This is a genomic window from Rathayibacter sp. AY1F3 (genome assembly GCF_002931975.1).
Classification (GTDB): domain Bacteria; phylum Actinomycetota; class Actinomycetes; order Actinomycetales; family Microbacteriaceae; genus Rathayibacter.
The window spans coordinates 18,282-31,382 of the sequence record NZ_PSVF01000019.1 but is presented as its reverse complement, the minus strand read 5'-3'; the positions used below and the strand labels follow the sequence as shown (position 1 = coordinate 31,382).

Genomic DNA, 13,101 nt, shown 5'->3' with positions numbered 1-13,101 from the left:
GTGCTAGCCGAGCGCGGTGAGCGTCAGCGTCGCGGTGTAGGTGCCGGTTCCGACCGAGAGCGGGAGCTTCAGGTCGAGGTCGGCGCCCAGGACCGAGGATCCGGTCGGGTGCTGCGCCGCGGCGGAGCCGAGGACGCGGGGCGTGGCGAGGCCGTTGCCCGAGTCGAACCCGGAGGGGACGGCTGCGCCGGCGACGGCACCGCCCGTGTTCTCCAGGACCTCGGGGGTCCAGCCGAGGTGCTTGCCCGAGAACGTCTTCTCGCCGGAGCGGAAGTCGCTCAGCTGGCCGGTGACCGACCAGGCCGGGCCGTTGAGGCGGGTGTCGGTCACGCGGACCGGCACGAGCTCACCGGAGGCGGCGAAGTGGTCGCCCTGCTCCTCGGCGACGCCGAGGTTCACCAGGTTGCTGGTGCCCTCGAGCGTCCAGGTCAGCTCGCCCTTGTTGGCCTCGGGGACGATGACGGCCACGGCCTGGTCGCCGGCCGCCGCAGCGCCCGCCGCCGTTCCCGTGAAGGTGCCGTCGACTCCGGCGGCGGTGTTGCCCGCGCCGAAGTTGACCGCCGGCGCGTTGTCGGCGAGCGCGATGCGCCCGCCGACCGTCGAGCCCGCGAGCTGGACGTTGCCGGAGTTGCCCGAGAGCGTGAGGTTCCCGCCCACCGTGTTGCCGAGGGCCGAGGCCGAGCCGTCCTCGTTCGCGCCCAGGAGGACGCCGCGCGAGGAGCCGGTGACGGCGAGCGAGCCGCCGACGATGGCGCCCTGCACGTTCACGCCGAAGTCGCTGCCGGCGAAGGTGGCGTCGCCGCCGACGCTGGTGCGGTCGACGTCGACGTAGTTCGCCGCGTCGGTGCTGACCGAGCCGTCGACCGAGAGGTCGCTGAACTCGACGTCGATCCCGCCGGCCTCGACCATGCCGCCGACCGTGAGGTCGCGCAGGTAGAGGAAGCCGTTGCGGCTGCCGTCCGAGAACGACACGACGTCTCCGCCGACGCTGGTGCCGTCGATCGAGATGCCGTACGCGTCGGTGCCGATGACGTCGCCGCCGATGGTCGCCGAGGTGGCGTCCAGCCAGGCGTCGTCGCCGACGATGACGTTGCCGGTGACGGTCACGTTGCCGAGCACGCAGGTCTGGCCCGCGCCGACGTTGAGGTCTCCGGTGATCGTCTGGTTCCCGAGCTCGGTGGTGCAGTCCGTCGTCGCCGCGAAGGCGGACGGTGCGGCGACCATCGCGAGGGAGGCGGCCGCGAGGACCGCCGTGGGCGTCTTCCACTTCATGGGGGTTCTCCTCGGTGCGCTCGTGCGCGTCGTGCTGGTGGTGGTGCTGTCGGTGCGGCGCGCGCGGCGCGGGGTGCGCTCAGCCACGGAGCGCAGCGATCGCGGAGTAGCTGCGGGAAGCGGCCTCGAGGGAGTTCCCCGTGCTCGGCGGCGTCGCCAGCGTGGGAGCGGTGTCCTGCTCCCAGACGCCGAAGCGCTGGCCGCGGTCGCGCAGCTCCGAGAGGAACGCCTGGTAGGGCAGGTTGCCCGCGCCGAACTCGACGATGTCGTAGCCGTTGGTGTTGGCGTTGTTCGTCTTGCCGTCCTTGAGGTGCAGGATCGGGTAGCGGCGCGGGTTGCGCTTGATGTAGTCGAGCGGCTCGAAGCCCGGGTAGAGCTTCTTGCCGACGTACGCCCAGTAGACGTCCATCTCGAGATACACGTGACGCGGGTCGGTGTTGTCGTAGAAGAGGTCGTACAGGCGGGTCTTGGGGTCGTCCGTGGCGAACCCGAACTCACCGGCGTGGTTGTGCTGGTAGAGCTTCATGCCCGCGGCCGAGACCTGCTGGCCCCACTTGTTCCACTCCTCCGCCGCGGCGAGGTAGCCCGCCTTGGTGTTGACGTTGGTGGGCGCGTTGCCGGTGCCGAGGTGCGGCGTGCCGAGGATCTGCGCGATCTCGATCTGCTTGCCCAGCTCCGAGCGGAGGAGGTTGGTGCCGACGTGCGAGCCGACGGCGCGGAGGCCGTTGTCGTCGAGCAGCTGGCGGATCTGCTGCGGCGTGATCGCCCCGACGTTGCCCTGGGTGTACCCGGCGAACTCGATCTCGCTGTAGCCGATGCGGCCGAGCTCCTCGAAGACGGCCCGGAAGCCGAGCGACGAGACCTTGTCGCGGACGCTGTAGAGCTGGATGCCGATGCGGTTGATCGGGACCAGGCGCGTGGATCCGGACGAGGGCGCGGGGGCGGCCGTGGCGGGCGCCGCGAGGGCTCCCGCTCCGACGCCGACCGCGACGGTCGATGCGGCCAGGGCCGTCATCAGCGAGCGCCGGCTCATCGGCTTGGCCGTGATGGATGCGTGGTGGTGGTGCATCATTTCTCCTTCGAAATGGCAGATGGTGCAGGGGGTGGGGGGCCGGCCGGCCCGGTCGAGCCGGCCGGCCCCTGCGCGGGGGCTACTGCTGGACGGTCAGGTTCAGCAGCGCCGACGCGGCGTTGGTGTCCGCCGTGGCGGTGTGGGTGACGGTCAGCTTGTAGCTGCCCGCCGCGAGCTTCGGGAGCGTCACCACGACGTGCCCGTTCTCGTCGAGGGTCCCGGTGAGCATCGCGACGGTGGAGAGGTTCCTCTTCACCATCACGCTCACCTGACCGGTGCCGGCGACACCCGTCGAGGACTTCGCGTCGACCGTGACCTGCGCGCTGGCGCCCGGCTTGACCGGGTTGGGCGAGACGGTCGCGGTGAGCTCCGAGGCGGCCTTCGAGACGATCAGGCGGGCGGTGCCCTCCGAGGCCTTGAAGGTGGCGTCCGAGCCGTACGCCGCACGGAGGGTGTGGGTGCCGGCGCCGAGGGTCTTCGGCAGGGCGAAGGTCGCCTTGCCGTCCTTCAGCGTCGCGCGGCCCAGCTCGGTGGCGCCCTCGTAGAGGACGACCTCTCCGCCGGGGTTCCCACCCTGACCGGTGACCGTGACGGTCGCCTCGCCCGGTGCCCCGAAGGTCACGCGGGGAGCCGAGAGCGCCACGGTGGTGGTCGACGCGGCGGTCGGGGCGTTCGCCGCGGCCAGGTCGATCGTGAACTTCACCGTGCCGACCGCCGAGACGTTGCCGCCGGTGTCGGTGGCGCGGTACTGGATCGTCCGGGCGCCGTTCGTGGTGAACGGGACCGTGTACGCGCCGTTGACGGCGCGGACCGTGGTCCACGTCGTGCCGTTGTCGGCGGAGTACTGGACGGTGGAGAGCGCTCCGTTGTCCGTGGCGGTGAGGCCGAGGGTCACGGGCTTGTTGTAGACGCCGCCGACGCCCGCAGGCGCTGCCGGGTCGAGGGTCGCCGCGACCGTCGGAGCCGTCTTGTCACCGGCGCCGACACCCTGGAAGGTGAGGGAGTCGAGCGACAGGCCGCTGGGCGAGGTCACGTAGAGCGAGCCGGTGCCGCGGGGGACGTTGGTGCCGAAGGGGACGAGGACGTCCTTCCAGCCGGCTCCCGCGGGGATGGTCGCCGTTCCGAAGGGCGCTGCGTCGGCAGCGTTCCAGCGGAGGTCGACGGTGCCCTCACCGGTGGCGCGGACCACGACGCCGGTCAGGTTGGCGAAGTTCACCGGGTCCCAGCGCAGGAAGGATCCCGCACCGAGTCCGCTGACGGCGTTGCCGCCGCTGGCGGTGGTGTCCGCGTAGGGCAGGACGCCCTCACGGGCGGCGTGCTCCGCCTCCTGCGTCTTCGGGTTCAGCCGCAGCGTCGCCTCGGCCGCAGCCGGGGGCAGGCCGTTGAAGCCGCCGTCCGTGTAGGTCACGACGACGGTGCCGTACAGCAGCGCGCCGGGGCCGTGCTCGGGCGAGTCCTTGGACGTCGGGAACGCTCCCTTGGCACCGGTGCCGGTGACCTCGGGGTGGGCGTGCTCGTCGTGGCCGAGGCCGTAGGTCCAGCCCACGCGGCTGCTGACGATCTGGTCGCCGTCCTCAGCGTCCTTGCCGGTCACCTGGTAGGGGATCGCGTCGCCCCAGCTGAAGAACGAGCCGTTGCCGGGCGTCTGGATCTGGATCTGCGGCGCCTGGTTGCCGACCGAGATGACCCGCGAGGTCAGGCTGAACTTGCCCTTGGCGTCGGTGACGCGCAGACGGGCCGTGAACTGTCCGAGCTCGGTGTAGGTCTTCTTGACGGTCACTCCGGTGGCGTCGAAGGTGCCGTCGCCGTCGAAGTCCCAGTCGTAGGTGAGCGCGTCGCCCTCGGGGTCGGTCGATCCCTTGGCGTCGAACGTGACCTCGAGCGGGGTCTGCGAGGCGGACAGGGGGGTCGCGGTGAAGCGGGCCTGCGGCGCCTTGTTGCCCTCGGCGTAGTCGATCCGGTACAGGCCCGCGTCGGGGTTGGCGCGGAAGAATCCGTCGCCGTACTCGATCACGTACATCGACCCGTCGGGGCCGAACTCCATGTCCATCGGGTTGTCGTGGATCGGCTGCGCGGCCTGGCTGAGCGCCGCGTTGGGGAGGAAGTCCTCGATGTGCGTGACCGCGCGGTCCTCATCGAGCGTGAACGCCGCGATGTAGTCCTGCGAGAACTCGCCGAAGAAGGTCTTCTTGTCCCAGTACTCCGGGAACTTCGACGTCGAGGTGTTGTCCGCGTCGAAGTGGTACACCGGTCCGCCCATGGGGCCCTGGCCGGTGCTGGTCCCGAAGTTGACGAGCTCGTCGAACGGCTGGTCGCCGGGGTTGTCGCCGTAGTAGACGGTCGCCGCCTTGGCGTCCGGGATGTCGACGAGGCCGGTGTTCCAGCGCGAGTTGTTCTTCAGGTTCTCCGGGTCGAAGAAGCCGCGGGGCGTCGACGTCTCGAAGTTCCACTCGTTGTACGGCGCGTTGGGTCCGTGGACGTAGGGCCAGCCGGAGTTGTGCGGCTCGTCCAGTCCGGTCGCGTTCCACTCGACGAGGCCCATCGGGCCGCGGACGCCGTCGGCCGCAGCGGCCTTCGTGGCGTCGGGGCCGTAGTCGCCCCAGGAGAGGGTGTTCGTCTCGGCGTCGACGTCGATCTTGAACGGGTTGCGGACGCCCATCACGAAGATCTCGGGGCGGGTCTTCTCGGTTCCCACCGGGAAGAGGTTGCCCTCGGGGATCGTGTACGAGCCGTCCTCCTGCACGGTGATCCGGAGGATCTTGCCGCGGAGGTCGTTCGTGTTGCCGGCGCCGCGACGCGAGTCGAAGCCCGGGTTCATGCGGGGCGCGTCGTTGTTCGGCGCGAAGCCCGCGGCACCCGGAGCGCTCGCCGGCGTGTTGTCGCCGGTGGAGAGGTACAGGTTGCCGTCGGCGTCCCAGTCGAAGTCGGCACCCACGTGGCAGCACTGCCCGCGCTGGGTCTCGATGTCGATGATCTTCTGCTCGCTCGCGAGATCGAGGCCCGAGCCGGTCCACTTGAACCGGGAGAGGCGGTTGATGCCCTTCCACTGGTCCCAGTAGCTGTCGGTCGCGCCCTCGGGCAGCATGTTCGGGGCCGCGCCGGTCGGGGTGTTCCCGGGGGGCGCGTAGACGAGGTAGACCCACTTGTTCTCGGCGAAGTCGGGGTCGATGCCGACGGACTGCAGTCCGTCCTCCGAGTTCTGGTACACGGGGATCGTGTTGACGACACGGGTGGTGCCGGTCTTGGGGTCGGTGTGGCGGATCTCGCCGTTCCGAGCGGTGTGGAGGACCGACTTGTCCGGGAGGACGGCCAGGTCGAGGGGCTCGCCGACGTTCTTCGTCAGCAGGACCTTCTCGTAGTTGCTCCAGTCGAGAGCGGATGCTCCGCCCTCGGAACCGTGGTCCACTCCGTCGTGGGCCGAGGCGGGCAGGCCGAGGGCGGTGAGTCCGGAGACCGTCACCATCCCGGCGATGCCGAGTGCGAGAAGACGCCTGATGCTTCTTCTCGAGGATCGCTTACCATTCATGCGTGATGTGATTCCTTCAATGAGGTGTTCATCGCAGAGGCCGGATCCGTCGCTGTCCGCACGACTGAGCGGATCCGGTCTCCTCCTGTCCGGCCCTGGGGCCGGTGTCTTGCACTCCTCCTCCTCTCGCGGATGCCGGTGGCGCTGCGCTGCGGGTCGTCAGTGATCCCGGGGCGGCGCCGAGGTGGGGGCCGGCGCGGGATGGTTCCCGCGCCGACCCGGGCTGGTGGGGCCGATCAGGACTCGAAGGCCGAGGGCAGGTACTCGGAGACGTTGTCCTTGGTGACGACCGGCGCGAAGAGCTGGATCTGGCGCGGGACGCCGAGCGAGCTGGTGTCGGCCATCGACTTGTTCTGCTCGACGAGGCGGGCGAGCTTGATGCCGTCCGCGGCCTGGGTCGAGGGGTAGACGACCGTGGCCTTGACGACGGAGTCGTCGGCCTCGATCGCGCGCATCACGTTGGCCGAGCCGGCGCCGCCGACGAAGAGGAACTCGTCGCGTCCGGCGGTGTCGATCGCCGCGAGGACGCCGACGCCCTGGTCGTCGTCGTGGTTCCAGATGGCGTCGATCTTCGGCGCGGCCTGGAGGAGGTTGGCCGCGGCCTGCTCTCCGCCCTGGACGGTGAAGTCGGCGGCGACGCGGTTGTCCACGTCGAGGCCGCAGCCCTCGAGCGCGTCCGAGAAGCCCTGGCTGCGCTCCTGGGTCAGCGGGAGGGAGTCGATGCCGGCGATCTCGGCGACGACGGCGTCGGGGTTGTCGCCGAGCTCCTCGCAGATGTAGGTGCCGGCGCTGACGCCCATGCCGTAGTTGTCGCCGAGGATGGTCGACCGGGCGGCGAAGGGGCTGGAGAACTCGCGGTCCACGTTGATGACGGTGATGCCCGCCTCCATCGCCTGGGTGGCGACCTGCGTGAGCGCCGCTCCGTCGATCGGCAGGAGCACGATCGCGTCGACGCCGTCGTTGATGAAGGTCTCGACCTGGCTGATCTGGAGGTTGACGTCGTTGGTGCCCTCCGCGGTGCGGAGCTCCACGTCGTCGTACTTCTCGGCCTCGGCGATGGCGGCGCGGCTGACCGCGCCCATCCAGCCGTGGTCGGCGGCGGGAGCGGTGAAGCCGATGACGACGTTGTCGCCGGAGGCGTCGTTGTCCGAGGCGGCCACGGCGGCGGCGGTCCCGCCGGAGGCGGCGTTGCCGGTCTCGACCGGGGCGTTCGAGATGCAGCCGGTGAGCATCAGCGCGACGGCGCCGAAGGCGACGCCGGCCGAGCCGAGTCGGGCGGTGCGGGAGAGGCGGCTGCGGGTGAAGGGGCGTGCGGGCATGGAAGTGATCTCCTTCGATCGATCCGAGGGGTCCGAGGGCACACGTGTCCTCGGAGAGGTGACCTGAGTGGTCGGGTGGGTTGCTGTGTGTGGAGGAGCGGGGCCGGAGCCCCGGGGTCAGGACTTCCTGCCTCGGGCGGCGAACCGCTGCTGCAGCAGGACGGCGGCGACGATGATCGCGCCCTTCGCGACGGCCTGAGTCGAGGTCGACATGTTGTTCTGCGTGAACACGTTGGTCAGGGTCGTGAAGATGAGGACGCCGAACACGGTGCCGACGATGGTGCCGCGGCCGCCGGCCAGCAGCGTGCCTCCGACGACGACCGCCGCGATGGCGTCGAGCTCGTAGAGGAGGCCGTTGGTCGAGCTTCCGGCGGTGGTGCGGGCGAGCATCATGACGGCGGCGATGCCGGCGGTGAGCCCGGCGAGGCCGTAGACGTACATGGTGTGGCGGCGGACCTTGATGCCGGCGAGGCGGGCCGCCTCCGGGTTGCCGCCGACCGCGATGGTGCGGCGGCCGAAGGTGGTGCGGTTGAGCAGGATCCAGCCGGCGACGGCGACGACCACGAAGATCAGCACGAGCACCGGGATGCCGAGCACGTCGGCGCGGAAGAAGTCGAGGAACGGCGTGACCGTGACGACCTGCGTCTGGCGGTTCGAGATCAGCTCGGCGAAGCCGCGGGCGGCGACGAGCATCGCCAGGGTCGCCATGAAGGCGACGACCCGGCCGTAGGCGATCAGCGCGCCGTTGATCAGGCCGCAGACGAGGCCGACGACGACCGCGGTGAGCACGATCACCAGCCAGGAGGTGTTGGCCGCGTAGTACTGGGTCGAGACCGTGCTCGCCCAGACCGTCGCGAGCCCCATCACGGAGCCGACCGAGAGGTCGATGCCGCCGGAGGTGATGACGAAGGTCATGCCGATGCTCAGCACGCCGATGACGGCGGCGAGGCGGAGGATCGTGAGCACGTTGTCGACGCTGGCGAAGCGCTCCCCCGCGGTCGCGAATCCGACGATGCAGAGGATCACCAGCGCGAGCAGCAGCCCGACGTTGCGGCCGAGGGAGCCCTGCATGAGGCGGGCGATCCCGGAGCGGGAGTCCTTCGAGGGCACGCCCCCGGAGGAGCCTCCCGTCGCGGCCGACGCGTGACGGGCGGCGTCCTCCTGCGGACCGCCGATCGACGGCGACGCGGTGTCGAGCTGTCCGCTCACGCTGCACTTCCTTCCATGACGAGATCGAGCACGCGGTGCTCGTCGATCGAATCGGCCGGGCCCTCGTGGACCACGGCGCCGTCGGAGATCACGAGCACTCGGTCGGAGAGTCCGAGGACCTCGCCGATCTCGCTGGAGACCACGAGCACGGCGGCGCCGTTGGTCGCGAGGTCCCTGATCAGGGTGTAGATCTCGGCCCGTGCGCCGACGTCGACCCCGCGGGTCGGCTCGTCGAGCAGCAGGACGCGGCAGCCGCGCACGAGCCAGCGGGCGAGGAGCGCCTTCTGCTGGTTGCCTCCGGAGAGGGTGCGGGCGTCGCGGTCGACCCCGGAGGGCCGCAGGTCGAGGGAGACCGCCTGCTCGGCCGCCGCCGCGCGCTCGGAGCGCTCGTCGAGGAAGCCGCGCTTGGCGAAGCGGTCGAAGGTCGAGAGGGTGATGTTGCGGTAGACCGGCTCGTCCAGGAGCAGGCCCTGGCTCTTGCGCTCCTCCGGGCAGAGGCCGATGCCGGCGTCGACCGCCGAGGTGACGGAGCCGGCGCGCAGGCGCTTGCCCGCCACGCTGACCGTCCCGGTGCTGGCGCGGCGCGCCCCGTAGATGGTCTCGAGGATCTCGGAGCGGCCGGAGCCGACCAGCCCCGCGAGGCCGACGACCTCGCCGGCGCGGATCTCGAGGGAGACGTCCGAGAAGGAGCCCTGCAGGCCCAGCTTCTCGACCTTCAGCAGCGTCTCGGCCTCGACGTCGAGCTCCTGGCGGTCCGGGAAGACGTACTCGACGGCGCGGCCGGTCATCAGGGTGATGAGCTTCGAGGTGGGGGTGTCGGCGACCGCGAGGTTCTGCGCGACGGTCGCGCCGTCCTTGATCACGGTGATCCGGTCGCCGATGGCGCGGATCTCGTCGAGGCGGTGCGAGATGTAGACGATGGCGACGCCGGAGGCGGTGAGCTGGCGCACCACGTGGAAGAGGTTCTCCACCTCCTCGGAGTCGAGCACCGCGGAGGGCTCGTCCATGATGATGACCCGCGCGTCGTGCGAGAGGGCGCGGGCCATCTGCACGATCTGCTTGCCGGCGGCGGAGAGCGTGCCGACCTCGCGGTTCGGCGAGATCTCGGAGTGGCCGAGGCGCTCCATCAGCTCGCGGGTGATCCTCGTGGCCTTCGCCCGAGCGGTGAAGCCGCCGCGGGAGAGCTCGTGGCCGAGGAAGATGTTCTCGGCGACGGAGAGGCCGTCGACGACGTCGAGCTCCTGGTACATCGTCGCGATGCCCAGGGCGAGGGCCGCCGTCGGGGACGGGATCGTGACGACGTTCCCGTCGACGAGGATCTCGCCCTCGGTGGGCTGGTGGGCCCCGGCGAGGGTCTTGATGAGGGTGGACTTGCCGGCGCCGTTCTGGCCGAGGAGGCAGTGCACCTCACCGGGTCGGACATCGAGGTCGACGCCGTCGAGAGCACGGGCGCCGGGGAAGACCTTCACGATGCCGCGCATCTGCAGAAGCAGCTGCTGAGACTCGTCGGAGGTGCGGGGAAGAGGCTGTGCAGCAGTGCTGCGGGGGTCTGCGGTGACCATGCGGATGAAGCTACTTCCACTTACGTCGCGGGTCAAGCAAAAGTTCTGAACCGATTCGAAGGCGGTTCGGGTGATCGCCCAGTCGCCCGGAGGGCTTCCTGCTACCGCGTCAGGGCAGGGATCCGCGGGATTACGCGACATCTGACGGCGGCTGTTGAGACATTCCGTCTGTGATAGAGCGCTCTCCGAACCCTATGAACGTGCTCATGTCCGTGCAGCCCGGGCGCGTCGCCCCGGAGGCGGTCTCGCCGAGCGCGGTAGCGCCCGCGCCCCGACCCGTGGCAGGGTCGTACGGCCGACGAAAGGACGACGATGTCGAACGACCGAGCCCTGCGCGTCGCGATGGTGGGGACCGCCTTCATGGGCCGCACCCACTCGCACGCCTGGCGCACCGCCTCCCGCTTCTTCCCCCTCCCCCTCCGCCCCGAGCTCGCCGTGCTCGTGGGGAGCAACCCCGACTCGACCGCGGAGCGCGCCGAGCGGCTGGGCTGGAGCGAGGCCTCCACCGACTGGCGGGCCGTCATCGCCCGCGACGACATCGACCTCGTCGACATCTGCACCCCCGGCGACACCCACGCCGAGATCGCCATCGCGGCCCTCGAGGCCGGCAAGCACGTGCTGTGCGAGAAGCCCCTCGCCAACTCCGTCGAGGAGGCGGAGCGGATGGTCGCCGCGGCCGCCGCTTCCGGGAAGGTGGCGATGTGCGGCTTCAGCTACCGCCGCACCCCGGCCCTCGCCCTCGCCAAGCGCTTCATCGAGGAGGGCCGCCTCGGCGACATCCGCCACGTGCGCGCCCAGTACCTGCAGGACTGGCTGTCCGACTCCGAGGCGCCGCTGACCTGGCGCCTGCAGAAGGAGCGCGCCGGCTCGGGCGCCCTCGGCGACATCGGCGCGCACAGCATCGACACCGCCCAGTGGCTGACCGGCCGCGGCATCACCTCGGTCTCGGCGACGCTGCGCACCTTCACCACCGAGCGCCCCGTGCTCAGCGAGCAGATCGGCCTCGGCGGCCGTGCCGGTGCCGACGCCCCGCGCGGCGCCGTGACCGTCGACGACGCCGCGGCCTTCACCGCCGCCTTCGAGGGCGGCGCCCTGGGCGTCTTCGAGGCGACCCGCGTCGCGACCGGCCGCCGCAACGCCAACCGGATCGAGGTGAACGGCGAGCTCGGCTCGATCGCGTTCGACTTCGAGCGGATGAACGAGCTCGAGTACTACGACGCCCGCGACCCCGAGGAGGCGCAGGGCTTCCGGCGCATCCAGGTCACCGAGCCGGCGCACCCGTACATGTCCGCCTGGTGGCCGACCGGGCACGGCATCGGCTACGAGCACCTCTTCACGCACCAGGTCGTCGATCTCGTCGAGGCGATCGCCGGCGGCACGGCGGTCACGCCCACCTTCGCCGACGCCCTCGACGTGCAGCGAGTCCTCGACGCGGTGGCCACCAGCGCCGGCGCGTCGTCCGTCTCCACGCCGGTCGCCCGCTGACCCGCCCGTCCCCTCCCCGCGAGATGCCGCTCCGGTACGCCTCCCCTGCGTGTCGCGTACCCGAGCGGCCTCTCGCGAAGGGGGACGGAGGGCTGGTGCGGGACGCGTTCGGCGCCGTGCGCCGATCCTGCGCCATAATGCGCCTATGAGCAAGAAGATTGACGCCGCGCATCGCGCGCTGGTAGACGCCCTCGACAAGCACGCCCGACTCGTCTCGGACAAGGAGTCGAAGCCGCGGAAGGTCGAACGGGCGGGAGCCGAGCTCCGCGCCGCGACGAAGGCGTACGCCGCGCTCGTGTCCGCGCGCACCGGCGCCGCGAGCCCCTTCGCCGACCTGGCCGACCCCCGCCTGGACAAGCCGACCATCGCGTCGCTCCGGGCCGAGCGCGACGCGATCGCGAAGCGGATCGCCAAGCACGAGGCGTCGGCGGGCGAGGACGGCGCGCTCGCGAGCTGAGCGGCCGCCATGGCGCGCTCAGGCTCTGAGCAGCAGCCCCAGCGCTCTCGAGAGCTCGTGCGCGCGGCACGGCGAGATCCCGCGCTGAGCGGCCGCCACGGCGCGCTCAGGCGGTGAGCGCGCGCCTCCGCTGCCTCCGAGTCGCCGTGTTACGCGCGGGTTCCGCGCGGGTCCGGCCGCCTTCGTAAGGTGATCCCCGGGATCCGCGCAGTCGCGGCGCCGAGCGACCGGAGGCCGGTCGCAGCGCCGGCGGTGACCAGCACCGCCCGGTCGGCGCCGAGTGCCCGGATCCTCTCCACGGAAGGATCCCCACAGCCATGACCCTGCGCACCCGACTCCTCGCGACCTCCGCGATCGCCGCCTCCGCCGCCCTCCTCCTCGCCGGCTGCTCCGGCGCGGGCGGCGGCGACGACACCGTCCGCATCGGCGTGGTCGGCGCGAGCGACCCCTACTGGGCCACCTACGAGAAGGCCGCCGCCGACGCCGGGATCGACGTCGAGATCGTCGACTTCAGCGACTACAACCAGCCCAACCCCGCCCTCACCGAGGGCGAGATCGACCTCAACCAGTTCCAGCACATCGCCTACCTGGCGCAGTACAACACCTCGGCCGACGCCGACCTCGTGCCGATCGGCGCGACCGCGATCTACCCGCTCGGCCTCTACTCCTCGAAGTACGACGACGTCGCGGACATCCCCGCCGGCTCCACCGTCGCGATCCCCAACGACGAGACGAATCAGGCGCGCGCGCTGCTGGTGCTGCAGTCGGCCGGGCTCGTCGAGCTGAAGGACGGCGGCGGAGTGCTCTCGAACGTCGACGACGTCGAGTCCTCCTCGAAGGTGGAGGTCACCGCGCTGGAGGCCTCCCTCACCCCGACGTCGCTCCCGGACGTGGCCGCCGCGATCATCAACAACGACTTCATCGAGAACGCGGGCCTGAAGGCCTCGGACGCGATCGCCCAGGACGACCCGAGCGACCCCGCCTCCCTGCTCTACACGAACATCTTCGCCGCCCGGGCCGACGACGCCGAGAACGAGACCTACACGAAGCTCGTCTCGATCTACCAGGACAGCCAGGACGTGCTCGACGGCGTCTCGGAGCAGTCCGGCGGCACCGCGGTCTTCCTGAAGACGCCCGCCTCCGAGCTGGAGACCTCGCTCGAGTCCGCCGAGACCGACATCTCCGCCGCCTCCTGACTC

Annotated in this window: 9 protein-coding genes; 3 read left to right on the top strand and 6 right to left on the bottom strand. The window is 70.9% G+C overall.

Annotation, left to right across the window (positions count from 1 at the left end):
* Positions 1-3 precede the first annotated feature (3 nt).
* From C5C39_RS12095 to C5C39_RS12070, 6 genes are all read right to left on the bottom strand, one after another.
* Positions 4-1,272 (bottom strand): hypothetical protein, encoded by a 1,269-nt coding sequence (locus tag C5C39_RS12095; RefSeq protein WP_104226600.1) that lies wholly within the window; start codon positions 1,270-1,272, stop codon positions 4-6.
* Positions 1,273-1,351: 79 nt separating this feature from the next.
* Entirely contained in the window at positions 1,352-2,341 is a 990-nt protein-coding gene (locus C5C39_RS12090; protein ID WP_219813126.1) for a sugar phosphate isomerase/epimerase, read from the bottom strand.
* Positions 2,342-2,423: 82 nt separating this feature from the next.
* Complete coding sequence (locus tag C5C39_RS12085; RefSeq protein WP_146083623.1) at positions 2,424-5,870, bottom strand: PQQ-dependent sugar dehydrogenase; 3,447 nt, start codon at positions 5,868-5,870, stop codon at positions 2,424-2,426.
* Positions 5,871-6,106: 236 nt separating this feature from the next.
* Positions 6,107-7,189, bottom strand: coding sequence for a substrate-binding domain-containing protein (locus C5C39_RS12080; protein WP_104222461.1), 1,083 nt, complete (start codon positions 7,187-7,189; stop codon positions 6,107-6,109).
* Between the two features lie 117 nt (positions 7,190-7,306).
* A complete protein-coding gene (locus C5C39_RS12075; protein ID WP_068256795.1) occupies positions 7,307-8,260 on the bottom strand; it encodes an ABC transporter permease in 954 nt (317 codons plus the stop codon).
* 134 nt (positions 8,261-8,394) lie between these two features.
* Positions 8,395-9,879, bottom strand: coding sequence for a sugar ABC transporter ATP-binding protein (locus C5C39_RS12070; protein WP_208543410.1), 1,485 nt, complete (start codon positions 9,877-9,879; stop codon positions 8,395-8,397).
* A 393-nt stretch (positions 9,880-10,272) separates the two neighbouring features.
* Here C5C39_RS12070 and C5C39_RS12065 point away from each other — a divergent pair, with 393 nt between their 5' ends.
* From C5C39_RS12065 to C5C39_RS12055, 3 genes are all read left to right on the top strand, one after another.
* Complete coding sequence (locus C5C39_RS12065; protein WP_104353473.1) at positions 10,273-11,445, top strand: Gfo/Idh/MocA family protein; 1,173 nt, start codon at positions 10,273-10,275, stop codon at positions 11,443-11,445.
* 145 nt (positions 11,446-11,590) lie between these two features.
* Complete coding sequence (locus tag C5C39_RS12060; protein WP_104233529.1) at positions 11,591-11,902, top strand: hypothetical protein; 312 nt, start codon at positions 11,591-11,593, stop codon at positions 11,900-11,902.
* Between the two features lie 317 nt (positions 11,903-12,219).
* Positions 12,220-13,098: a MetQ/NlpA family ABC transporter substrate-binding protein gene (locus tag C5C39_RS12055; protein ID WP_104353472.1), complete on the top strand. Its 879-nt coding sequence runs from the start codon at positions 12,220-12,222 to the stop codon at positions 13,096-13,098.
* Positions 13,099-13,101: the final 3 nt, after the last annotated feature.